This window comes from Paenibacillus dendritiformis (genome assembly GCF_945605565.1).
GTDB classification, from domain to species: domain Bacteria; phylum Bacillota; class Bacilli; order Paenibacillales; family Paenibacillaceae; genus Paenibacillus_B; species Paenibacillus_B dendritiformis_A.
On record NZ_OX216966.1, the window covers coordinates 38,081 to 62,544 of the forward strand.

The 24,464-nt window shown below is 55.0% G+C and carries 19 protein-coding genes and 1 pseudogene; 3 read left to right on the forward strand and 17 right to left on the reverse strand.

What is annotated here, in order from left to right; all coding sequences use genetic code 11:
* Positions 1-20: 20 nt before the first annotated feature.
* The 4 genes from NNL35_RS00135 to ftsE form a co-directional block, all read right to left on the reverse strand.
* Positions 21-1,460, reverse strand: a complete 1,440-nt coding sequence (locus NNL35_RS00135) for a S41 family peptidase (protein WP_006674740.1) — start codon at positions 1,458-1,460, stop codon at positions 21-23.
* A 72-nt stretch (positions 1,461-1,532) separates the two neighbouring features.
* On the reverse strand, positions 1,533-2,768 hold the full coding sequence (locus NNL35_RS00140; protein WP_040729574.1) for a murein hydrolase activator EnvC family protein: 1,236 nt from the start codon (positions 2,766-2,768) through the stop codon (positions 1,533-1,535).
* Between the two features lie 64 nt (positions 2,769-2,832).
* A complete protein-coding gene (gene ftsX, locus NNL35_RS00145) occupies positions 2,833-3,744 on the reverse strand; it encodes a permease-like cell division protein FtsX (protein ID WP_006674742.1) in 912 nt (303 codons plus the stop codon).
* Complete coding sequence (ftsE, locus tag NNL35_RS00150) at positions 3,734-4,420, reverse strand: cell division ATP-binding protein FtsE (protein ID WP_006674743.1); 687 nt, start codon at positions 4,418-4,420, stop codon at positions 3,734-3,736. The genes ftsX and ftsE overlap by 11 nt, the downstream gene beginning before the upstream one ends.
* Positions 4,421-4,699: 279 nt before the next feature.
* Here ftsE and NNL35_RS00155 point away from each other — a divergent pair, with 279 nt between their 5' ends.
* Entirely contained in the window at positions 4,700-5,797 is a 1,098-nt protein-coding gene (locus NNL35_RS00155; RefSeq protein WP_006674744.1) for an alpha/beta hydrolase, read from the forward strand.
* Between the two features lie 33 nt (positions 5,798-5,830).
* On the forward strand, positions 5,831-7,267 hold the full coding sequence (locus tag NNL35_RS00160) for a VanW family protein (protein ID WP_006674745.1): 1,437 nt from the start codon (positions 5,831-5,833) through the stop codon (positions 7,265-7,267).
* A gap of 333 nt (positions 7,268-7,600) precedes the next feature.
* On the opposite strand, the gene NNL35_RS00165 is transcribed toward NNL35_RS00160, so the two are convergent.
* On the reverse strand, positions 7,601-8,776 hold the full coding sequence (locus NNL35_RS00165) for a KamA family radical SAM protein (protein ID WP_040729576.1): 1,176 nt from the start codon (positions 8,774-8,776) through the stop codon (positions 7,601-7,603).
* Positions 8,777-9,236: 460 nt separating this feature from the next.
* Here NNL35_RS00165 and NNL35_RS00170 point away from each other — a divergent pair, with 460 nt between their 5' ends.
* The gene (locus NNL35_RS00170) at positions 9,237-10,313 is read left to right on the forward strand and encodes a zinc metalloprotease (RefSeq protein ID WP_006674747.1); all 1,077 of its coding nucleotides are present in this window, start codon (positions 9,237-9,239) and stop codon (positions 10,311-10,313) included.
* Between the two features lie 614 nt (positions 10,314-10,927).
* Here the strand turns inward: NNL35_RS00170 and argH are convergent.
* The 12 genes and pseudogenes from argH to prfB form a co-directional block, all read right to left on the reverse strand.
* Entirely contained in the window at positions 10,928-12,340 is a 1,413-nt protein-coding gene (argH, locus tag NNL35_RS00175) for an argininosuccinate lyase (RefSeq protein ID WP_006674748.1), read from the reverse strand.
* 120 nt (positions 12,341-12,460) lie between these two features.
* Positions 12,461-13,717 (reverse strand): argininosuccinate synthase, encoded by a 1,257-nt coding sequence (locus tag NNL35_RS00180; protein ID WP_006674749.1) that lies wholly within the window; start codon positions 13,715-13,717, stop codon positions 12,461-12,463.
* Between the two features lie 40 nt (positions 13,718-13,757).
* Positions 13,758-14,708: an ornithine carbamoyltransferase gene (gene argF, locus NNL35_RS00185; protein WP_006674750.1), complete on the reverse strand. Its 951-nt coding sequence runs from the start codon at positions 14,706-14,708 to the stop codon at positions 13,758-13,760.
* Positions 14,709-14,830: 122 nt separating this feature from the next.
* The gene (locus NNL35_RS00190) at positions 14,831-16,033 is read right to left on the reverse strand and encodes an acetylornithine transaminase (RefSeq protein WP_006674751.1); all 1,203 of its coding nucleotides are present in this window, start codon (positions 16,031-16,033) and stop codon (positions 14,831-14,833) included.
* The gene (gene argB / locus NNL35_RS00195; protein ID WP_006674752.1) at positions 16,030-16,887 is read right to left on the reverse strand and encodes an acetylglutamate kinase; all 858 of its coding nucleotides are present in this window, start codon (positions 16,885-16,887) and stop codon (positions 16,030-16,032) included. The genes NNL35_RS00190 and argB overlap by 4 nt, the downstream gene beginning before the upstream one ends.
* A 99-nt stretch (positions 16,888-16,986) precedes the next feature.
* Positions 16,987-18,240, reverse strand: coding sequence for a bifunctional glutamate N-acetyltransferase/amino-acid acetyltransferase ArgJ (gene argJ, locus NNL35_RS00200; protein WP_006674753.1), 1,254 nt, complete (start codon positions 18,238-18,240; stop codon positions 16,987-16,989).
* A 39-nt stretch (positions 18,241-18,279) separates the two neighbouring features.
* Entirely contained in the window at positions 18,280-19,341 is a 1,062-nt protein-coding gene (argC, locus tag NNL35_RS00205) for an N-acetyl-gamma-glutamyl-phosphate reductase (protein WP_006674754.1), read from the reverse strand.
* A gap of 238 nt (positions 19,342-19,579) precedes the next feature.
* Entirely contained in the window at positions 19,580-20,800 is a 1,221-nt protein-coding gene (locus NNL35_RS00210) for a cation:proton antiporter (RefSeq protein ID WP_006674755.1), read from the reverse strand.
* 64 nt (positions 20,801-20,864) lie between these two features.
* Complete coding sequence (locus NNL35_RS00215; protein ID WP_006674756.1) at positions 20,865-21,365, reverse strand: cation:proton antiporter regulatory subunit; 501 nt, start codon at positions 21,363-21,365, stop codon at positions 20,865-20,867.
* A gap of 14 nt (positions 21,366-21,379) precedes the next feature.
* A complete protein-coding gene (locus tag NNL35_RS00220) occupies positions 21,380-21,784 on the reverse strand; it encodes a hypothetical protein (RefSeq protein ID WP_006674757.1) in 405 nt (134 codons plus the stop codon).
* Between the two features lie 299 nt (positions 21,785-22,083).
* Complete coding sequence (locus NNL35_RS00225; RefSeq protein WP_006674758.1) at positions 22,084-23,028, reverse strand: YitT family protein; 945 nt, start codon at positions 23,026-23,028, stop codon at positions 22,084-22,086.
* A gap of 206 nt (positions 23,029-23,234) precedes the next feature.
* Positions 23,235-24,347 (reverse strand): annotated as a pseudogene (gene prfB / locus NNL35_RS00230) (peptide chain release factor 2).
* Positions 24,348-24,464 lie beyond the last annotated feature (117 nt).

A 24,464-nucleotide genomic window follows, 5' to 3' on the forward strand; every position in this document is an offset into this window, starting at 1 on the left:
CTTTCATTATTCGACGGCGGTTAGCGAATTTCCTGCTTCACCGTTTCTACCGCTTTTTTCAATTGCGCATCATTCTTCGGATCACGCATCGCCTTCAAAATGTCGCCTTCCAGCTTCTCCGCCGTCTTCGCGTCCACCTGGCCAGTCGCGCTCAATCCGGCGGCGCTCTGGAACGACTTCAGCGCGGCTTCGGTCTCCTTGGAGAAATAGCCGTCCGTACGGCCCGGCTTATAACCGAGACCATCCAGAATAAGCTGCATATTTTTCACGTCCGCATCGTTCATATCGAACTTCAGCGTTTTGTCCCGGGGAAGCGGAGCGACACTGTAATATTCCGGCTGATGAACGACAATATCCGGTTCGATGCCTTTTTCATGAATCCAATTGCCATCCGGAGTGAGCCACTTCGCAATCGTAATCTTGATCAGGCCGCCGTCGCCCGAATCATAACTCGTCTGCACCGTTCCTTTGCCAAAGGTATGCTCGCCGACCAGCTTCGCTCCGGCGGATTCCTTCAACGCGCTCGCCATAATCTCGGAAGCGCTCGCGCTGCCCTTATTGGTCAGCACCGCGACCGGGTACGGCTTCACGGCTGTGGAGGTTCCTTGGGAGTTGTACTTGTCGCGCTCCTTATTGCGGTTCTCCACCTGCACGATCGTCTTGCCCTTCGGTACGAACTGCTCCGTCATCTTCTGCACAATATCGAGCACCCCGCCCGGGTTGCTGCGCACGTCGATGACAAGCCCCTTCATGCCCTGCTTCTCCAGCTTCTCGAGTTCTTCCTTGAACCGGTCGAACGTGTTCATCGAGAATTGGCGCACCTCAATATATCCGATTTTGTCATCCAGCATCTTCGGATAGACCGTCTCGAAATCCACTTCATCGCGGACGACCGTCAGTTCAATCGGCTCTGACTGTCCTGCGCGCTTGATCGCGATTTTCGCCTTGGTGCCTTTCGGGCCGCGAATCTTTTCCACGGCTTCATTCAACGTCTTGCCTGCCAGGCTCTCGCCGTTGACGGAGAGAAGCACGTCCTTCGGCTTCACGCCCGCCTTCTCGGCAGGCGAGCCCTTAATCGGGGACACGACCGTGACCTCGCCGTTCTCCATCGTCACTTCCGCTCCGATGCCCGTAAAGGCGCCTTCGATGCTGTGATTGAATTGATCGGCTTCCTCCGCCTCCATATAAGAGGAGTAAGGATCCTGAAGTGCCGAGATCATGCCATGTACAGCCCCGTTCACAATCTTCTCGCGTTCTACCGGGGTTACATACTTATTTTCAATAATGCCGAGAGCGGAATTGATCTTCTGCATCTCCTGCGGGGACAGGCCTTTGCCTGTGGCCGCTGCTTGTCCTCCGCTGGCCAGACTGGGCAAATCCACCGCAGCCAGCGTCACCACGCTGCTCGCCAGCACTGCCGCCCCTACAAGCAAGGCGACCGTCCGTCCTTTGAACGACATTGAATCACCGCCTTTGTCTTGTCCATATGCGCATGCTCAGGTCTTTACTAGTATATGCCATTGCAGTGCATTTTATTTGAGATAATCGTCCGGATTCACCTGTTCGCCGTTCAGCCGCACTTCGAAATGAAGATGGTTGCCCGTCGCGCGGCCGGTCTGGCCGACTTCCGCGATCTTGTCGCCACGCTTGACGGTATCGCCCTTCTGAACCTTGATGCCGCCCGGGCGAATATGGCCATACAGCGTCCAGAGCCCGTTGCCGTGATCAATTATAACACAATTGCCGTATCCCCCATACCACTCGGCTACGATAACCGCTCCGTCCTCGGCCGCATAGATCGGCGTCCCGCCCGGGGTCGCCATGTCGATGCCGCTGTGGAACGCGCTTTTGGCGCCGGTGATCGGATCCGTGCGGTAACCGAACGGCGAAGAAATGTAGTAGTCAGCCTGCAGCGGCAGACCGAGTTTGCCGCCGGAGTACGTATATACTTTCCGCGACGTTTGGCCCGTCTTGCGCTGCTGGCGCTGCGCATTCAGCTCATTCTTCTTGCGAATCAGCTCGGCGCGCTGCTTGGCGAATTCCATCAGGAGACGCTCCTGCTCCTCGCTCACGCCGTGGTTGTCTTCCGCCTGCTGCTCATAGCTGGCGATCATAACCTTCTTCTCTTTTTCCTTCAACTGCAAGTTCTTCTTCGCTTCATCCAGCTTCGCATACAGCAGCTTGACCCGCTTCAGCTCCGTCTCGATCTCCTTCTTCTTGACGACGGCCAATTCCTTGTCCCGCTTATGCTCGGTCAATATTTCCTTGTCCCGCGAAGCGATCGTCTGCATCGAGTCGAGCCGATCGACGAAGTCGGAGAAGCTTGTGGCGCTGAACAAGACATCGATATAAGAGACAGCGCCGTTCGTATACATCAGCTGCACGCGCGAATCGAGCAGCTTCTCCCGTTCAGCGATCCGGTGCTTGATGTCCTCGAGATCCTGGGCCGCCTCCTCCAGATTTGCTTCCGTCTTGTCGATTTCGAGAGTCACGTCGAGCATTTCCTTCGTCTTCTTCTCGATCTCGCCGACAACGTAATTCAGATCCTTGGTCGTCTTCTTAATCAGCTTCTCGGCTTGCGCTTTCTGCGCATCGGCCTCCTGCTGCTTCTGTTCCGCTTCCTGCATCTGCCGCTGCAGATCTTGAAGCTGCTTATTCACTTTATCCAGCTCCGACGCTTCCCCAACCGTCGGCGGCACGAGTGTCATTAGAAGAGCGCCCCCTGCTATCAGGGCAATCCATTTCTTCTTCCATCCTTGCTTAGTCAACACGGTTCCTCCTTACCTGTCATCTGGTGCATCTGCGTCGAGGGTCTATTTTTGAAAAAAGTGATTATACCTTCAAGAACTTCCGTATCGAAATCGTGCTTCCCCATACGCCGATGACGACGCCGAGGCCGAGCAGCGTTCCGCCTACGAGCAGCCAAATATCTTTAAGGGGAACCAGCTTAATAATCATCAGTCCGAACTCAAAATGCGTGGTCAGCTGCTGATACCCGTAGAATAGAAGCACGATGGTCACCACCGAGCCAATAATGCCGAGCAGAGCCCCTTCCACGAAGAACGGGCCGCGGATAAAGGAATTTGTCGCGCCGACCAGCTTCATGATGCCGATCTCGCGCTGACGCGCCATAATTGTCACCTTAATCGTATTGGAAATGAGGAACATGGCCGTCACGGCCAGCCCGGCCACAACGAGCAACCCAAAGTTGCGGATAGTCGAGGTGACTTTGAACAGTGTCTCGACGGTGCCTTTGCCGTACTGCACCTTCCAGATCGGCTTGGCGCTGTTCGTCTCGTTCAGCATCGAGATTTTTTTGGCCACCATCGGCACATCATCCGGCTCGTATACATCGACCGTGAAGGAATCCGGCAGCGGATTGGTCTCGTCGTTATAGCCGGCGAGCAGTTCCTTGCCGTCCTCGCCCATTTGCTGCTCCAGCAGCTTCATTCCTTCCTTCTTCGAGATGAAGACGACCTTGCTGACTTCGGACATATTGCCGATATCGGTCTCCAGCAGCTTCGTCTCCTCCGGCGTCACATCCAGTTGAAGGAAGACCCGAATCTGCACTTGATTGTCAATATTGTTCGTAATGGCATTGACATTGATGGACAATACCATGAATACACCGAGAATGAACAGAGAGATCACGATCGAACTTACGGAGGCGAATGACATCCATCCGTTGCGGAACAAGCTCTTGCTGCCTTCTCTCAGATGGCGGGCCAACGTATTAAAAGTCATATCCGTATTCCCCCCGAACCTCATCCCGCACGATATGTCCGTGCTCAATCGCGATAACCCGCTGACGCATGGCGTTAACGATGTCCTTGTTATGCGTCGCCATGACAATCGTCGTTCCGCGGTAATTAATTTCCTCCAGCAGCTTCATAATGCCCCAGGAATTCTCGGGGTCGAGGTTGCCGGTCGGCTCATCCGCCACGATAACCGACGGATTGTTCACGATCGCCCGGGCGATCGCAATCCGCTGCTGCTCCCCGCCGGACAATTGGGCAGGCAGACTCGATGCCTTATGCTTCAAGCCGACCAGCTCGAGCACCTCCGGCACCCGGCGCTTAATGACCTTCGGCGGAGCCTCGATGACTTCCATCGCGAAGGCTACATTTTCATAGGCAGTCAGCTTGGGAAGCAGGCGGAAATCCTGAAATACGACGCCGATATTGCGCCGCACGAACGGAATCTTGCGCTGCTTCAGCTTCCCGATATTGAATCCGCTGACGACAATCTGCCCTTTCGTCGGGATTTCTTCTCTGTATATCAGCTTCATAAAGGTTGATTTCCCCGCTCCGGAAGGACCAACCACATAGACGAACTCATCCTTGTCAATCTGGACAGAGACTCCGCGCAACGCATGCGATCCGTCCGCGTACGTCTTCCACACATCCTGCATTTCTATCAAATCATCACACCCTACGTTATAAAAGATTAGCCTCTACATATTCGACACCTGTACGCCAATTCCTCTAAGAACAATCGAATTTCAACATCTTTTTCCGGTCTGTATGAGTTGCGACCTTGTACATCATGCGGAAAATGTCGATTCGACCATCGTTCAACCCCGCAAGGAGAAAGGCCCTTTTTCCTGACCATCTTTCGTATGTTACAATCTCCATACTTGCAGTAGCGGGATCAACTAACAAAGCACGCAGCGACACCGAGAAAGGAATGGTTGATTCGAATGAATACAAAGAAAACGCGTCATCGAATATCGCGATGGATACTTGGTACCGTTATCGTCGCTATCTTCGTTATTCCTGTATTGCTCATATATATCATCGGTCAGTTCACGCCTTCTCTTAACGCCCTGATCATTAAGCGGCTCTTCGAATGGAAGCCGTTTGCGTCGCCCACCAACATCGAGACGATCAATAAGCAAGTCCATGTCGTAAAGGATGTTCTATATGATGAGCACGGTATGGAGAACAGCCTCCTCGATATCTACTATCCGAAGCATGCCGGCAAGGAACTCCCCGTCATTATGTGGATACACGGAGGTGGATTCGTATCCGGCAATAAAGAGCAAACGCAAGAGTACGGAATGGCGCTCGCCAATGCGGGGTATGTCGTAGCCAATATCAACTACGCCCTTGCACCGGGGCAAAAATATCCGGGTCCCGTCATTCAAGCCAACCAAGCGCTGAAATATTTGCAGGACCATATTGGGCAATACGGCGGCGATATGAGCCGACTATTTATTGGCGGTGATTCGGCGGGAGCCCAAATCGCCAGTCAAACTGCGGCTGTCATCACGAATGATAAACTGGCGAATTCGATGGGAATACAACCCTCTGTCGATAAAAAACAGCTCAAAGGAGCCCTTTTATACTGTGGTCTTTACAATATGGATAGAATGACTCAGCCTCAGTCCTCTTTTATCCTGCGGCTTGGAGTGAAGTCGGTATTTTGGTCCTATACGGGAGTCAAAGATTTCGCCACGTTCTCCCGGCTGGATGAGATGTCCACGGTTCACCATGTCACGCCGGATTACCCGCCTGTTTTTCTTACTGTGGGAGACGTCGATCCATTGGCGCCGCATTCTGCGGATCTGATCGCCGTTCTCACTCGGAACGGTGTCGAAGTGGACACTGTATTATTTGATGGGACGAATCCTGAACTGGGCCATGAGTATCAATTTGATTTTGCTTCTCCCCATGCCGAAAAAACATTAGGAAGAACATTTAAATTTCTGAAAAAGCATAGCTCACGGCACAGCAACCGTCCCCACGCTTTCCAAGTAAAGTTTGCCTCTTCGCGCGCATATAGTGAGAGAGACTGATCTTTTACTTTCTTCACGCAGGAGGCAATTGGTTTGAAAAAAATACATGCGCTATTCATCGCCGCCGCTTCGCTGCTGCTGGCCGCTACCGCCCTGTGGGGCTGGGCGAACAGCTATGCTTCGCAAGACCGCATTCCGCCGGAGGTCCGGCTCTCTTCCTGGGAAGTGGGCGGGATGTCCTTTGCTGCCTTTCGCGAGGAACTGGATCAGCGCCTGCGGCAATTGGAAGCGACGCCGGTGGAGGTCACCTTCGGGTCCAGCGGGGTAGCTCCGGTCAAGACGACCTTGTCCGCGCTCGGGGTCACGTATGACGCGAAGCCGCTCTTGACCGCGCTGAAGCCTTTGCAGGAAGGGTCTCTCTGGGAGCGAATAATGGCAAGAAGAAGCTTCAAGAAGGATTGGGGGCTGCAGTTTCATTGGAAAGCGGATGTGTGGAAGGAGCGGTTTACGCCAGGCTGGGAGACGGCAAGCTTCGGGAAGCCGGTCAATGCCTCGCGCGAGATTACGAAGGATGACCAGGTCGTCTATACACCGGAGCGGCAAGTCTACCGCGTCGATCGGGTGCAGCTGGAGCAGTTGATCCGGGCAGCCATTCCTCCGGTCTGGCATGAAGGAGGAGCCATCCGCATCGAAGCCCCTCTGGTGCTGACCGATCCGCCGGTAACGGTCGCCTCCCTGAAGGCGGAAGGGATCGAGCGCAAAATTATCGAGTTCTCGACCGGCTTCGTCAAATCCGAGGACGGACGCACGCATAATGTCGTATCCGCCGCCAAAACGATCGACGACATGATATTAAAACCCGGCGATATTTTCGATTATGACAAAGTGATTGCGGAGACAGAGAAGAAGTACGGCTTCAAGGAAGCTCCTGTCATTTATAACGGCAAATTGGTGCCCGGCATCGGCGGCGGCATCTGCCAAGTCTCAAGCACGCTCTACAATGCGGTGCTCCGGACAGGACTCGAAATCGTCGAACGGCGCAATCATTCCCTGCCGGTCTCATACCTGCCTCTGGGGCTGGACGCGACCTTCTCCCAGGGCTATATCAATTTCAAGTTCAAAAACTCTACCGGCAAGCACCTCCTTATCCGGACCGAGACCGAAAACGGGCGCTTGACGATTAAATTTTTCGGCACGATGGATAAGAACCTCTCCTATAAAATGGAGACGAAAACCGTCAAGGTGCTCGATCCGCAAGTAAAGTACGTCAAAAATCCGAATCTGACCGCAGGCACGGAGCAGGTGCTGCAGCAGGGCAAGAAAGGATATGTAGTCGAGTCGTACCGCATTAAAATGGTGGAAGGCAAAGAGCTGGAGCGCGAGCGCATTGCGATGGATACCTACCGGCCTCAGCCGTCGCTGATCGCCGTGAATAACGGCAGCGGGACCGTTCCGGCAAAGCCGAAGACAGAGAAGGAACCGATTGTGGAGGATGGAATCAACGGGCCTGATTTCAAGCCGAATACGTAATTGGAGCCTGTACCGCGGGAATTCCCGCTCCGACGTCTTGTGGACGTGTGGGCGGCATGTTTACAGCCTTGGCCGAATGGGGCCAAGGCTGTTCCCTGTCCAGAATGATGTTCTTATGGGTCGCCCAACCGTCATGCGGTGAGCGCCGCCTCTTCATAAGAATGAAGTTGGATCCGGATGCAAGGCGATACATTGCAGTTCGCCGCCATTCCCTGTAGTCGGTCGTCCGAAGCTGGTGGCCTTTCCACAGTTGGACAGGCCAGGTTGTTCACCGGAACCGGGGTCGGTCAACGGGACTAACGAGTCGGACAATCGACAGGGCGGAACTTTGCATTACGCATCCCTCTTCGTTCGACGCTGCGGCATATCTGGCAGCGCATTGACGGACACGACGTCCTCGGTCTTCTTCACCGGCGGCGTCCAGAACTGTTCGTTCCCTGGCAAATCATCGAACCACGCCGCGTCGTCCGGACAATCCAGCACCATGAAGCGTCCATAATGGTTGTCGCGGGATTGATGGTATTTCAGATATGCCTTGCCGTCTTCGATTGCGAGAATCTCAATCTTCCCTGACGTGTGGCTCATCGAGAGGCGAACCCGCTTCCCTAAGCCGGATGTCTTCGCCTTCGCTTCCTCTACCAGGCGGTACACTTCCTTCAGCGGAAGAACGAACTCACTGTTCCCCGCGACCGGGCGGTTGATGAAGAAATAATAAGGCGTCACGCCTGCCCAGGACAGCTTGTCGAGCAGTTCGCCCAGCACATCGGCATTGTCATTGATGCCGCGAAGAACGGGCGTCTGATTGACGACGATGGCGCCGGCCTGATGGAGCGCTTCGAAGCCCCGCTTCGCTTCCGCCGTAATCTCGCGCGGATGGTTAATATGAGCCATCACATAGATGCGCTTGTCGGCCGAGGAGAATTCGCGAATCGTCTCCAGCAGTGCCTCGTCTTCATAGATTCGCATCGGATTGAATACGGGCATTTTGGATCCCAGGCGAATGATTTGCACATGCGGGATGGCGCGAAGGCGTTCCAGAATCATTCTAAGCTTCGGTGTCGCGAGGATGAGGCTATCCCCGCCGGTTAACAGGACATTGTTGATTTCGGGGTGGTCGGCAATATAGGCCAAGCCGGGATTGACATCGGACATTGCTTCTTTGACATCGTTGCGGAAGAGTCGCTTGCGGAAGCAGTATCGGCAATAGGCGCCGCACACTTCCGACACAATTAACAAGGCGGTGGTGCCATACTTGTGCTGGCAGCCGGGGACGACATAGTTGGTGTCCTCATCCGAGGCATCCCAACGGCCGTACTCCTGCAGTTCACCCGTGTTCGGAATCACTAGCTTCCGAATGGGGTCATCGGGGTCGTTCCAATCAATGAGGTTCAAATAATAGTCATTTACACGAAATACGAACTTTTCCGTGATTTGCTTCAGCCGTTTCCTCTCCGTCTCGGGTATCTGCGTGATCTTCTCGATGTCGGTAACGTACTTCGGCATAGGCATGGACATCCCTCCTATATAAAGTTGTATCGGCCAATGAAAGCGCCTTCCTTTTATTATACAACAAGTAACATATGGTGACAAATGAAGGTCTTGTTAACATTTACGTACAAGTCCCGCCAATTGGTTCCATTTTCCTCTAGATGAGGGGTGTCTCTGATGTTCTTTTGGCCGGTAACCCATCCGGGTTGTCAAGCACTGATTTCGGTTTTGCCATAGGTTTTGCCATATTTGTACACGTAATCTTTTCATGATAAACTATGGTTAAATCTAGCAAACAAAGCTAGATTATTACTTTTTGAGATGACGAGAAAGATTTTGCTGATGAATTTTCCTTGAGAATCAACAAGAGCTCACAACAACATTTGGTATTACCGATACCTACGTGACCATTTTGAGTATCGTTATTGGAAGGATCAGGGCTTTTTTGATTGCCAATCTTACGAGGAGCTTGTAGACAAATATGTTAAAGGTTAAGCAGTTTTCCTTACATCCTTTTACGATTATTATCATTTATCCGCTTATTTTATTTTTTCTTTTTTTGTGGACGAAGGAAGACACCTTTTTTCTTGTCTTTACATGTTCTGTATTAGGTTTTGCATGTATTACAATTCACGAGTTAGGTCATGTTTTTGCCGGTTATGTAGTGGGATCAAAGCTTCATTTCATGTCAGCAGGTCCGATTCTGCTCTTGCCAGGCAAGCAGGCCCAATTCAGAGTTGCTTTAAACTCCGATTTATATATGATGTGTGGCATGGCAAGCAGCTATATCCCTTCGAACCATTTATCAAATAAAGTGCTGCAAAAAAAACTGATTCCTGCTTATTTGGGTGGTCCGCTTGCTAATTTGTTTGCCATTCTGATAGGTTTCCTCGTCAGATTAATGCCAATTGACAACGATTGGTTATGGGATGCAACGAGTTATTTCATCATTCTGAATATGGCCATATTTATTGGTACAGCGTTTCCTTTTAGTAGTTATACAGATGGTGGGAAAATATTAGAACTGATTCGTGGACGAAATATGGAGTCTTATCGTTTGTGGAACCATCATCTGAATCCGAAATTTACATTAACTGCTTCAGCGGTCAATGATTTCGAGCAGCAGCTTGATGAAACACCCCAGCTTTCCAAAAGCTATCACCTAGGCATCATGATCATACATTACCACACGCAAAATCTTAATTATGAGCGTAGCTTGCATATTATTGATCAACTGACCAGTAAGCTTACAAAAGGAGATGGTCCGATTATGGAAAATCTGATTTATTTTTATCGCGGCTTATTACTATGGGCATCTAAATCAGACATTGATGAAGACACTCTAAAGCGGCTTAAAAATATTAATTATACCTATACCCGTTCTTTTTGCTATCTGGCGGAAGCAATGATTCATTATGCTGAAGGACACCAAACAGACAACCGACAGAAGCTCTTACAGCATTCAAAAAAATGGCTTTACAAGATTATGGATTATCGCCAAGAAGATATTATTACCTATGCAATTGATTCTATTCAAAAAAATGAGATGTGCGCATGACGATACGAAAAAGAGTTCCTTTTTTCCAACAGAGTATCCTGCTCCTAGAGGCGGCTACTCTCTCTACAATTTGATAGAAATAGCTCACAACAAGCATTTCGAGACCGAAGCGTTCCGAACTGATACCGGGCACCTGTAAGAACTTCATCTGCCGCTGCAGCATTGATCATAGATAAATACGGTCGGAAGGATGATCCTGAAAAGGTGATGAGGCATTTAAAAAACTATTCTACTTACGATCCAGCCTTAACCGATAACTATCTCCATCTAAATATCGTTAATCTGCTCACGCATTAATCTGTTCAACCTAATACAATTAGCACCAGTTAGTCCCCGCATAACCTTCCAGCAATTCGATTGAAAAGTCGATCTCCATAGTGCGTGCACAGAATGCACACAGCAACCAAACCGCTTCTTAACGACAGGGAGAGGATAGCAGATAACAACACGCGGCATGACCCTGCGGCACAAAAAATAGCCCTGCCGCATCAGGCAGGGACCTCTAGCATTACCATGGCATGCGTCAGCGCCTCACGGGACGCTATTAACGCATGCCCAGCGTTATTACGGACAAAGTCCACCTACATGAACCAATGTGCCCGAAAATTTATCCGTTACGCATTCGGCTGCTTCTCCTGCACCCAGGCCGCCGTCTTCGCCGCTGCTTGCTCGGCACGGGCGATCGCCGCCTGCACCTGGCCGGTCGCGGTGCCGCCGTATACGTTGCGGGCGTTGACCACGTTCTCCGGCTGCAGCACCGTATAGATGCGCTCGTCGAACAACGCGGAGAATTGCTGGAATTCTTCCAGAGTCAGATCGAGCAAGAACTTGTTCCGCTCGATGCAATAGAGCACCGTTTTGCCGATGACTTCATGCGCCTGCCGGAACGGCAAGCCTTTGTTCACGAGGAAGTCGGCGATGTCGGTCGCGTTGGAGAAATCCTGGCGGACCGCATCGGCCATCCGGCCGCGGTTGACCTTCATCGTGCCGATCATCGGCGCGAACAGGCGCAGCGCTCCATCGAGCGTATCGACCGTATCGAACATGCCTTCCTTGTCTTCCTGCATGTCTTTGTTGTACGCGAGCGGCAGCGCCTTGAGCACGGTCAGCATGCCGACGAGATGCCCGTACACGCGTCCGGTCTTGCCCCGCACCAGCTCGGCCACATCCGGATTTTTCTTCTGCGGCATAATGCTGGAGCCCGTGCAGAACGCGTCGTCCAGCTCGATGAACTGGAACTCGGTGCTCGACCAGAGCACCATCTCCTCACAGAGGCGGGACAGGTGCATCATGATAAGCGACGCATTCGAGAGGAACTCGACAATGAAGTCGCGGTCGCTCACCGCATCGAGGCTGTTCTCGTACACGCGGTCGAAGCCGAGCTGCTCAGCGACCAGATGCCGGTCAATGGCGAAGGTCGTTCCCGCCAAGGCCCCTGCCCCGAGCGGCAGCACATTGATTCGCTTGTAGCTGTCGATAAGCCGCTCGATATCGCGCTCGAACATGGATACGTACGCCATCAGATGATGGGCGAACAGGATCGGCTGCGCCCGCTGCAAATGTGTGTAGCCCGGCACGATCGTGTCGATATTTTCCTTGGCCTGCTTGATGAGCGCGCTCTGCAAGTCCGCCAGCAGGCCGACGAAGGAGACGACATGCTTGCGCAAGTATAGATGCATATCGGTTGCCACCTGATCGTTGCGGCTCCGTCCCGTATGCAGCTTGCCGCCGACCGGGCCGACGATTTCCATTAGCGCTTTTTCGATATTCATATGGATATCTTCATCGGAAACGGAATATTCCATTGCGCCGTTCCGAATCCGGTTCAAAACTTGATTCAATCCGTCCTTGATGGTCTCGACATCGTCCTGCGGCAAAATTCCGCAGTGGCCCAGCATGGTGACATGCGCGAGGCTGCCCTGAATGTCTTCTTCTGCCATCAATTTGTCAAATGAGATCGAGGCCGTATATTGTTCTACCAGCTCGTTCGTCTGCTTCGTGAACCGGCCGCCCCATAATTTGCTCACCCTATAACCCCCCTCAACCTCAACCTTGCTTGCGTTGCAGACCGGGAACCCGTGCCTGCGGCAAGCGGCGGAAGCTGTCGTGCACAGCTACCGATTCTCCGCCTGCCTGTTCCGTGCGGTCTATTGCTCCAGCTTCGCACCGTGCACGCTGGCGCCGTGGACGCCGGATGCGACCTTCAGCCGCAGCGCGTTCAGATGAATGAAGCCGGTCGCGTCATTCTGATCGTAAGCCTGAGTCGGATCGGCTTCCATCGTGGCGATATCCGGGTTGTACAGGCTCAACGGGCTCTGCACGCCGGCGCCGATGACATTGCCCTTGTACAGCTTCAGACGAACCGTGCCCGTCACATGCTTTTGGCTCTCGTCCACGAGCGCTTGAATCGCGAGGCGCTCCGGCGCAAACCAGAAGCCGTTGTATACGATCGAGCTGTATTTCGGAATCAGTGAATCGCGCAGATGCATCACTTCGCGGTCCATCGTGAGCGACTCCATTTTCCGGTGGGCAGTGAACAGAATCGTGCCGCCCGGGGTCTCGTATACGCCCCGGCTCTTCATGCCCACGAAGCGGTTCTCGACCATATCAACGCGCCCGATGCCATGCTTGCCGCCAAGCTCATTGAGCTTGTTCATCACCTGCAGCGGCGTCAGACGCTCGCCGTTGACCGCGACGCAGTTCCCCTGCTCGAACGTCAATTCGACGTACTCGGCTTCGTTCGGCGCGTCTTCCGGGGCCACGCTCAGCACGTACATTTCCTTGTTGCTGTCGGCGGCCGGGTCGAACCACGGATCCTCCAGCATGCCGCTCTCGAAGCTAATATGAAGCAGGTTGCGGTCGGTTGAGTACGGCTTCGCCGCCGATGCCTGCACCGGAATGCCATGCTTCTTCGCGTAAGCGATCATCTCGGCGCGGCCCGGGAATTGGGACCGGAACTCCTCGGAGCGCCATGGGGCGATCACTTCGATCTCCGGCGCCAGCGAGGCGACAGCCAACTCGAAGCGAACCTGGTCATTGCCTTTGCCCGTCGCGCCATGCGCAATGAACTTGGCCCCTTCCTTGCGGGCGATCTCGACCATGCGCTTCGCAATCAGCGGCCGCGCGATGCTCGTGCCGAGCAAATATTGGCCTTCATACAGGGCGCCGGCCTGGAACATCGGATAGATGAAATCGCGAGCGAACTCCTCCTGGAGATCGTCGATATATACTTTGGATGCGCCGGTCGCGATCGCCTTCCCTTCGAGGCCGTCCAGCTCTTCCTTCTGGCCCACATCTGCGGTGAACGCGATAATTTCGGCGTCATAGGTTTCTTTTAGCCAGGTTAAAATGACCGACGTATCGAGGCCGCCCGAATACGCTAATACGATTTTGATCTTTTCCACTTCTGTCTCCCCCGTTCCTCTTCGTCCCAATAGTGCAGTGCTATCCCATTAAGGCTGCCAAGATGGCCTTCTGTGCATGCAGGCGATTCTCCGCCTCGTCGAAAATAACCGAATTGCCGCCGTCAATGACGCCCGCGCTTACCTCTTCGCCGCGATGCGCCGGCAGGCAGTGCATGAAGATGTAATCCGGCTTCGCATAGCGCACAAGCTCCTCGTTTACCTGGAAATTCTTGAACGCGTGCTCCCGTACCTTCTGCTCTTCCTCGAAGCCCATGCTTGCCCACACATCTGTGTAAATGACATCTGCATCCGCCACCGCCTCGGCGGCATCCTGGGTGACAAGCAATTCCGCTCCAGTGAGCCCGGCCTGCTCCTTGCATTGGGCAATGACATTCGCATCCGGCACATAGCCTTCCGGCGAAGCGACAGCCATGTTGACGCCCAGCTTCGCGGCGCCCATCATGAGCGAGTGCGCCATATTGTTGCCGTCGCCGATATAAGCGACCTTCAAGCCGGCCAGACGGCCTTTATGCTCGAGAATCGTCTGGTAGTCGGCCAGCACCTGACACGGATGGCTCATATCCGTCAGTCCGTTGATGACCGGAATCGTCGCGCTGCGCGCCAGATCAATGACCGTGCGATGGGCGAACGTCCGAATCATAATGCCGTCCAAATAGCGGGACATGACCTGCGCCGTATCCGAGATCGTCTCTCCGCGCCCTAACTGCAGATCGTTTTTGCTCAAAAAGAGCGCATGGCCGCCCAGCTGGTACATGCCCACCTCGAAGGAGACGCGCGTCCGGGTGGACGACTTCTCGAAAATCATGCCGAGCGTCTTCCCCGCCAACGGCCGGTACACCTCGCCTGCCTTCTGCTTGCGCTTCAGTTCGATCGCCAAATCGATTAGGTATTCAAGCTCTTCCTTCGTATAGTCAGCCAGCGCGATGAAATCGCGTCCGCGCAAGTCAATCTTCGCCTCTGTCAATGTCATAAAAGCCACCTCCGGGATCCGTGTCGTTGCGGCGGTTCGCCGCGAATCTATTCCTGTTGCCTCTTCAATGAGCGAAGCCGCCGGCCGCAAGCGCCCGGCAGGCTTCGGGTGTAGTATTGGATTTATACGAGCGCCTTCGCCCGCGAACGCGCCTCCAGCACTTGATGGAGAATCGAGACCGCCTCATCGATCTCTTCCGCCGTCACGAGCAGGTTCGGCAGCAGCCGAACGACATTCGGACCGGCCGTAATGACGAGCAATCCGGCGGCGCGGGCGGCTTCCACGATGTCCGCAGCCGGCTCGCTGCACTCGATGCCGATAATGAGCCCCAAGCCGCGGACATCCTTCACCACCGGCACGTCGCTCAGCTTCACCTTCAGCGAGTTCAGCAGATACGCTCCGCGCTCCGCCGCCCGCTGGGCGACCTTCTCCTCGATCATCGTCTCCATCGTGCCGATGACCGCGGACATCGCGAGGGGATTGCCGCCGAAGGTCGAGCCGTGGCTGCCGGGGCCGAACGCTTCGCGCAGATACTCCTTGGCGAGCATCGCGCCGACCGGGAAGCCGCTGCCCAATCCCTTCGCCACGGTGAATATGTCGGGCTCCAGCCCGTAATGCTCGTGCGCGAACAGCGCTCCCGTGCGGCCCATGCCGGTCTGCACCTCGTCGATGATGAGCAGCAGCCCGTGCTCGGCACACAGCTTCGCCACTTCCTGGGCGAAGGCCGCCTTAATCGTATGCACGCCGCCTTCGGCTTGCACGATCTCCAGCATGATAGCTGCTGTCTTATCGTTCACCGCCGCCCGCAGGCTGTCGATATCGTTGAACGGCACGTAGCGGAAGCCTTCCGGCAGCGGGTGGAAGCCTTCCTTCACCTTATCCTGCCCCGTCGCCGTCAGTGTCGCCAGTGTCCGGCCGTGGAACGACTGCTGGAACGTAATAATCTCGTAGCGTCCACTGTTCGCCACCTTGGCGTGATAGCGGCGGGCCAGCTTGATCGCAGCCTCATTGGCCTCCGCCCCGCTATTGCAAAAGAAGACCGCGTCCGCGCAGGTATGGTTCGTCAGCCATTCGGCCGCCTGCTCCTGCTGCGGAATGCGGAACAGGTTGGAGACGTGCCAGAGCGTCTCCAATTGCTCCTGCACGCGCGCCTTGACCCGCTCCGGCACATGCCCGAGATTCGCCACGGCGATGCCGCTCATAAAGTCCAAGTACGAGTTGCCCCGATCATCCCACAATCGGCTGCCGCTTCCTTTCACGAGTGTCATTGGATAGCGCGCATAGGTTGGCAATAATGATGATGTTACGTTGTCCGCCTGTGTCACTGTACTCCCTCCTTATCCTCTTCCTGCACGATTCGCGTCCCGATCGTCTCGCCCCTCATCAGGCGGCGCAATATTCCGGGCTCCGCTCCGTCGGCGATGACGACTTCCTTCACGCCGCCCGCCATGCACTGCATCGCGGCGCGCACCTTCGGAATCATCCCGCCGTAAATCTCCCCGATTGCGATCATCGCCTCGATCTCCTCTGTCGTCACGACGGGGAGGACGGTGCGGAGGCCATCATTCATCTTCATAATTCCCGGCACGTCGGTAATGACGATGAGCCGTTCCACGCCGAGATGTGCAGCAACCGCACCGGCTGCCGTATCCGCATTAATGTTGTAGCGCTGACCGCCGCCGTCGAGCCCGATTGGCGCGATCACCGGCATATACTGTTGGCTGATTAAGGCCTCTATTAACTCAGCGTTCACCTGCGTCACGTCGCCGACGTATCCGACTTCCGCCTGGTTGGCGACCGGGCGGGCCTCAATGAGCCCGCCATCCGTTCCCGACAGGCCGACCGCACGCGCGCCCGTCCCGGTCAAGCGCCGGACAATCTGCTTGTTGATCTGTCCGGCCAGCACCATCTCCACGACGTCCAGCACCGCCTCGTCCGTCTTGCGCAGTCCGCCTACGAACTCGCTCTCGATGCCGAGCTTGTCGAGCAGGGCCGAGATCGCCGGACCGCCGCCGTGCACGATGACCGGCATCGTGCCTTCCGCTTGCAACTGCGTCAGCTGCTGATAGAATGTATCGGGCAGCGCCGCCAAGGTGCTGCCGCCGCATTTCATAACGAACCGTTCCGTCCGTACGGAGCGCTTCGTCTCGGTTCCCTGCTCCTGAGACAACGTGTGCAAGGTCCATCCCCCTCTCCACCGGGAAGCTAATCTATCTTTAAGCCCATCTATTTCCTTAGCAGGATGAATCATTAATCCCGTCAATTACCCGGCTGCTACCTACGTCCGGTAGGCCGCATTGATGCGGACATAATCATAGGTCAGGTCGCAGCCCCATGCCGTCGCTTCGCCACTGCCCATATGGAGGTCCACCTTGATATGGACCGTGTCGCCCTTCAAATAGTCCAGCGCCGCCTCTTCATCGAACGGCACCGGCGTCGATTGCTTCAACACCTCGATCGGCCCGATATGAATATCGACGGTGTCCACGTTCACCGGCTGGCCCGAATAACCGACCGCCGCGATAATCCGCCCCCAGTTCGCATCCGCACCGAAAGCGGCGGACTTGACGAGGCTGGAGCCGATAATCGACTTCGCAATCGCCCGGGCTGCGTCCTCGGTCGCCGCGCCGGTGACGTTCACCTCGATAAGCTTCGTCGCGCCTTCGCCGTCGCGGGCAATCGCCTGCGCCAGCTGGCCGCAAATATAGCGGAAAGCGGCAGCGAACGCCGCCCAATCCGGATGGCCCTCATGCAGCGGTTCATTGCCCGCCAAGCCGCTGGCCATCGCGAGCAGCATATCGTTCGTGCTCGTGTCGCCATCCACCGTAATCATATTGAACGTCACGTCGGTCGTCTGCCGCAGCAGCCGTTCCAGCGCGGAGCGCTCAATCGCCGCGTCGGTCGTCACGAAGCCGAGCATCGTCGCCATATTCGGATGAATCATGCCGGAGCCTTTGGCCGCCCCTGCGACGGTAACCGTCTTGCCGTTCACCGTTACCGCCACGCAGGCTTCCTTCTTCACGAGATCCGTCGTCAGAATCGCCTGCGCGAACTTCTCGGCGCCGTCCGCCTCTGCGGTCAGCTGGGCAGGCAAGGCCGCCATGCCCCGCTCGACGCACTCCATCTTCAGCGGCTCGCCGATGACGCCGGTCGAAGCGACCGCCACCTCATGCGGCACGGCGCCCAACTGCTCGGCGAAGCCGCTGCGCATGCGGTACGCATCCGCCTCACCCTGCTTGCCGGTGCAGGCGTTGGCGTTGCCGCTGTTGACGATCACGGCGCGCAGCGTGCCGGCTTCCGCCAGGCTGGCGCGGGTCACGACCAGCGGCGCCGCCTGGAAGGCGTTCGTCGTGTAGACTGCCGCCGCCGTCGCCGGCACGTCGCATACGATCGCGCCGAGATCATTGCGATCGGTTTTTTTCAATCCGCAATGCAGGCCCCCGGCCCGGAAGCCAAGCGGCGTCGTGACGGAACCGGTAATCACCTCATAGGGCGCCTCTGTGGCGGTAAGCAAGGTTTCTCTATTTTTCATAAGGCATCGACCTTCTTCTTCTGAAATGGTAAGTTGCGATTAGGGGTAGACCGGAGCAAGCTGCAATCCGCTGCTCTCCTCCCAGCCCATCATCAGATTCAAATTCTGGATAGCCTGCCCGGCTGCACCCTTGACGACGTTGTCGAGAACGGAGATGACCGTCACCCGCTTCGTCCGCGCATCGACCGCGAAGCCGATATCGCAATAGTTCGAGCCGAACACTTCCTTTGTCGCCGGCAGTTCCCCTTGCGGGCGAATGCGGACGAAGCGCCGCCCCGCGTAGCTCTCCTGATAGAGCCGGATGAAGTCCTGTTCCGTATAATTCCCGGTCAGCGTGCCGTACATCGTGCACATAATGCCGCGCGTCATCGGCGTCAGATGGGTCGTGAAGGTCACGGTCACCGGCGCTCCCGCCGCTTCGCCCAGCAGCTGCTCGATCTCCGGAATATGCTGGTGCTTGTTCACCTTGTATGCCTTGAAGTTCTCGTTCATCTCCGCGTAATGAACATTCAGGCTTACGCCCCGGCCTGCTCCGGACACGCCGGACTTGGCATCGATAATGAGCGTCGCCGGATCGATCCAGCCCGCCTGGACCGCAGGCGCCAGCCCCAGCAGTGCGGCCGTCGTATAGCAGCCCGGATTGGAGATCAGCCTTCGTCCCTTCACCCGCTCCGCGCGGTCGCTCCATTCGCACAGGCCGTATACCGCTTCCTCCAGCAGCTCGGCGGATGGCGCCTCATGCTTATACCATTTCGTATACTCGGCCCCGTCCTTCAACCGGAAATCCCCGGATAAATCGATGACCTTAAGACCCGCCTCCAGCAGCTGCGGAACAAGCTTGGCACTGACGCCCGATGGCGTCGCCGTAAATACAACCTCGGCCTTGCTCTTGATAAGCTCCGGGTCAACCCCGTCCAGCGTGTCGGTCACGATCTCATGGAGATGCGGAAATCCGGCGGTCATCGGTGTCCCGGCGCTTGATGCCGAGATGACGGACGCAATATCCACATGCGGGTGATTCAGCAGCAGGCGAACCAGCTCTACGCCGCCATAGCCCGTCGATCCAACAATCGCCACCTTCAATGCCTGTTCGTTCCCCATATCTCGCTCTCTCCATTTCTCTGCCTCTCAGTAGAAAATACGTTCCGGCGCAATAATTTATGTATCATTATACATCTGGATTTATATAAATACAATCATTTTTCCAATTTCCTTTTCTTGCCCTCTCCACAAAGGAAAAAGGCATGGGGAGCGAAGCCGTAAGCTTCTCGTCCTCATGCCTTTTTTACTAAGCGTATAAACGCTTCCGCTGTCAGATCCGCTCCATGCGGAGAACGGATTACATTTCCTTGTGCTGCTGCTTCGGCTTGGGCTTCGGCCGCTGCCGCGGCTTGCCGAACAATCCGTATATTCGCTCTGACTCCTTGGTCAGCAGCGGGCCCAAGACGGCCAAGATGAGCACATACAGTACGGCGAACGACTGAACGACTGGCAGCAGTCCGCCCATTTTCCCGATATTGGCCATAATGATTGAGAATTCGCCCCTTGATACGAGCGTAAAGCCGATGTTCATCGAAGCACGCCCGGAAATGCCGGCCACGCGCCCCGCGATATAGCCGGAGAGCATATTTCCGATAATCGTAAGCAGAACCCCCAGCAAGGCTACCCATACCGCGCCGAACAGCGAGGTCGGGTCAATCGTCAAGCCGAAGCTGAAGAAGAAGATCGCGCCGAACAGATCGCGGAACGGCAAAATATAATGCTCAATCCGCTTCACATGGCTCGATTCCGCCAGCACCATGCCGACCATCAAGGCCCCGATCGCCTCCGCGACATGGAAGGTCTCCGAGAAGCCCGCCGTCAGGAACAGCGCCGAGATAATGACGAGCAGGAACAGCTCTGCCGACTTGATATTCAGCCCTTTGTCGATAAAAGGAATGAACCTTCGCCCGATGAACAGGAAGAGCAGAATGAAGATCAAGGCCGACAGTGAAGTGAGAAGCACGCTCCAGAATGAGCTGTCTCCGCTCAGCACTAGCCCGGACAAAATCGAAATATGCACGGCGATGAATAAATCATCGAACATAATCATGCCCATAATAATCTCGGTCTCGGGGTTGGCCGTCCGCTTCAGGTCGACGAGCACTTTCGCCACAATTGCGGTGGACGAGCTCGTCATGATGCCGCAGATAACCATCGTCTCTTTGAGCGGGAAGCCCATCAGCCATCCGAGCAGCAGACCCGAGACGAAATTAATCCCGATGTAGCACAGTCCGCCGACGACAATGGATTTGCCCGACTTCAGCAGCCGGGTGACGGAGAACTCCAACCCGAGATAGAATAACAAGAACAGCACGCCGATGCGTCCCATGAAATCAATAAATACTCCGCTCTCAATGAACCGCAGGTCGATGACCCCGAAATGGGGAGCATGCGGCCCGACGGCCATCCCAATCAAAATATAGAACGGGATGACCGAGAACCGGAGCTTGTTCGACACGAGTCCCACGATCGTAATTAAGGCTATCGCCAGTCCGATTTCAAAAATTAACGTATCCATATATCCCCCTTTGTACATAGGGATAGCAGCATATATAGACGCGGCTTAGCGCCGCCTCCCCTCATCAACTTTCATCGCATCCAGTAGACAAAAATGCTTTCAGCGCTTTCAGGTGCTGCCTTTCCCCGGTGACTACCAGCGTCGAATTCGGTGCAAATTGATAATCCGGACCCGGATTAATGTGCTTCGATTGATTTTTCTCGACTACGGCGATGATGGTCGCGCCCGTTTGTTCGCGGATCTTCAATTCCCCGATGCGTTTGCCGATGCATTTTGCATGCGAATCCAGTTTGTACCATTCAATGACAAGGTCGTTCAATGCCATCTCTACCGTTTCCAATGCTTTCGGTTGATAATTCAAACCGCCGATAATGCCGGCGATCATGCGGGCCTCCTCATCCTCCAACGTTACCGTCGACAGAATAAGCTCGGGATCTTCCTCGTCGAAATGGTACATTTCCCGGCGGCCGTCGTCATGAATAATAATGACCAGCTTGTCTCCGCTCGCTGTCTCCATAGAATACTTCCGACCAATTCCCGGTAAATCCGATTGCCTGATATTCAATGTGATTCCCTCCACTATCGTAATGATTCAGCTTTTCGCTCCACGGCTTTGCCAGCTGTGCGCATGGCTTTGTCCACGAACGCCGAGGTGAATTTTACGGGCATGAGAAATAAACATTTGAGCGCAATCGCAATAAATGCCAAAAAATGAAAGATATGAGGTGTAATTTCAGATGGAATGTTCCATTTTAGAATCGAAGGGGTCGTAATAAGCGGGGGCGGGCCGACGAACTTCACTTTAACGTTCGGCCTCGTGATAACAATGGTATGCGTATACGGTTCAACCACTTGCTTCGGCGACTCGTCCGTAACCGGATGAAAATCGACATGCATCGGCATGAGAATCGAGGTGATGAGAATAAGCACCACGATGACAAGCGCGCACGGATTGCCGCGGATTCGATTGTTCGTAACTGCCATTCATGCACCTCCCATAACTCAGTCATCAATCGGCCGGTTAGTTCATGCCGTGGTTCTGGCAGATGAATCTTATCCATCCTCTATCCATCGTATATATATGATGGAATCATTCACGGGAGTCGTCTACTTTTGTAAAAAGAGCGTCTTCCCATATGTAGGTAACAATTCTGTAATAATCGTACCATTGGCTGACTGCCCAAGTCAAGAAAGTTTACATATATCATAGAGAAAAGAGTCTGAACATTCGACTGAATGTCCAGACCCTGCCTGATGAGGAATATATTGAGGTATTACTCCGCTTACGGCTTGTCGGGAGACAGCTTGAACCCTTCTCCCAGCACTTCATTCGTATCGCTAATAATGACGAAAGCTTGCCGGTCGACAGAGCGGACCAACTCCTTCAGTCTAATAATCTCCGTCTGGCCGACGACGACCATCAATACGGTTCTTCCTTCCCCTGTGAAGCCGCCTTCCCCGCGCAGCTTCGTCAAGCCGCGATCGAGATCATGCAGGATAACCTCCGACATGCGTTCGGCCTCCTCGCTGATGATGAAGGCGACCTTCGTCGAGCCGAGGCCGACCTGGACGATGTCGATCGTCTTGCTCGTAATGAACAGCGCGATGAGCGCATACATGGCGCTCTCGAACGAGAGCATGAAGCCGGCCAGCGCGATGATGACGCCGTCGCAGATCGCGACGGAGAGCGAGAGGCTGATGCGCCCGTACCGGTGCAGCAGCTGCGCCGAGATGGCGTTGCCCCCCGTCGACCCGCGCCCGCGGAAGACAATGCCGAGGCCCAGGCCGATACCGATGCCGCCGAATATGGACGCCAGCAGCGGGTTATCCGTCGCCGGCTCGATGTGGCTCGTCAGAAATATAAAGGTCGGCAGCGCCAGCGAACCGATGAATGTCCGCACGCCGAACTGCTTGCCGAGCAGCAGAACGCCGATAATGAATAACGGAATATTGAACGCATACTGGGTATAGGCCGGGTTCCAGCCGAATTGGTTTTCCAGCAAAATGGACAGACCGGAGATGCCGCCAGAGGCAATGCGATTCGGCAGCATCAGACTGTTGAACGTCAGCGCCATAATGAACGCGCCGAGCAAAATCCAGCCGTAATCAAGCACGATCCGGAGCGGATGGTGATAGGGCAGCCGGGGCTCGCGTCGCCGCGGCTTGCGGGAGGATCCCGATGAGGGTTGCGCTTGTGATTGGGATTGGGATTGAGATTGAGTTGGCATAACGATTGCGTCTCTCCTTAGTCACCATAATTGCAAGTCATGGACACCGTCCATGATAGTATTGCATTCCGGCCACCGCTCTAGTAAAGTGAAGCGTTACCGTGCAGAAAAAAACCTGCCCCGATGTGAACATCGGCGCAGGTGGCGAGTCGGTCTATATTAGGGCGAGTCAAAAAGTCGGGGCTTTTTGAACTAAACAACCTCTATTAAGATTCGGAAGCGGGTTGTATTAATGTGCGCAAATACGCTTCAATGAATTCGTCGATGTCGCCGTCCATGACGGCGCCGACGTTGCCCGTCTCCACCTGGGTGCGATGGTCCTTGACCATGCTGTACGGGTGAAACACGTACGAACGGATCTGGCTGCCCCACGCGATATCCATCTGATCGCCGCGGATTTCGGCTAGCTGCTTCTGCTGCTCTTCAATCTTGCGTTCGTACAATTTGGATCGCAGGAGGGTCATCGCCCGTTCGCGGTTCTTGATCTGGGAGCGTTCCGTCTGGCATGTCACGACGATGCCGGTCGGAATATGCGTAATCCGCACGGCCGAATCCGTCGTATTGATATGCTGGCCGCCGGCGCCGCTGGCCCGGTACGTGTCAATCTTCAAATCCTCCGTCCGTACCTCGATATCGACATCATCCGTTATCTCGGGAACGACATCGCAGGAGACGAAGGACGTATGCCGTCTGCCGGAGGAATCGAATGGAGAGATGCGCACCAGCCGGTGAACGCCTTTCTCCGCCTTCAGATAGCCGTACGCGTTGTATCCTTTGATCAGCAGCGTTACGCTCTTGATGCCGGCTTCATCCCCCGGAAGGTAGTCCAGCACCTCGACCTTGAATCCCCGCTGCTCCGCCCAGCGCGTATACATGCGCAGCAGCATCTGGCCCCAATCCTGCGACTCGGTGCCGCCCGCTCCTGGATGAAGCTCCAGAATGGCGTTCATCTTGTCGTACGGCTCGCTGAGCAGCAGTTGAAGCTCGAACTGCTCCACCCGCTCGTACAGCTGCTTGACGCTGCCAGCTCCTGGGCCAAGCCTTCGTCATTTTCCTCGTCGGCCAGCTCAAGCATCATCTGCGTGTCCTCGTGGTCCTGCTGCAGCTTGCTGTACTCCTCGACAATGCCCTTGATAGCGTTCAGCTCGCTAATAATGCCTTGCGCCCGTTCGTTGTCGTCCCAGAAGTCCGGCGCAGACATCTTCTCTTCATAGTTCGATATCATCTCTTGCTTCAGATCGAAGTCAAAGAGACCCCCTAAGGTTGGTCAATTTGGCTGCGATATCCCGCAATTGATGGCGTACACTTGCATCAATCATTTGCTGTCACCTCGACCATAGTGTATGGGAAGGGAAGTCATTCCATTCCCTCCGATCCGAATAACGGGCGGCTCCCTAATCTGCCGCCCGTCCTTCTCATCGGCTTATTGCCATGCC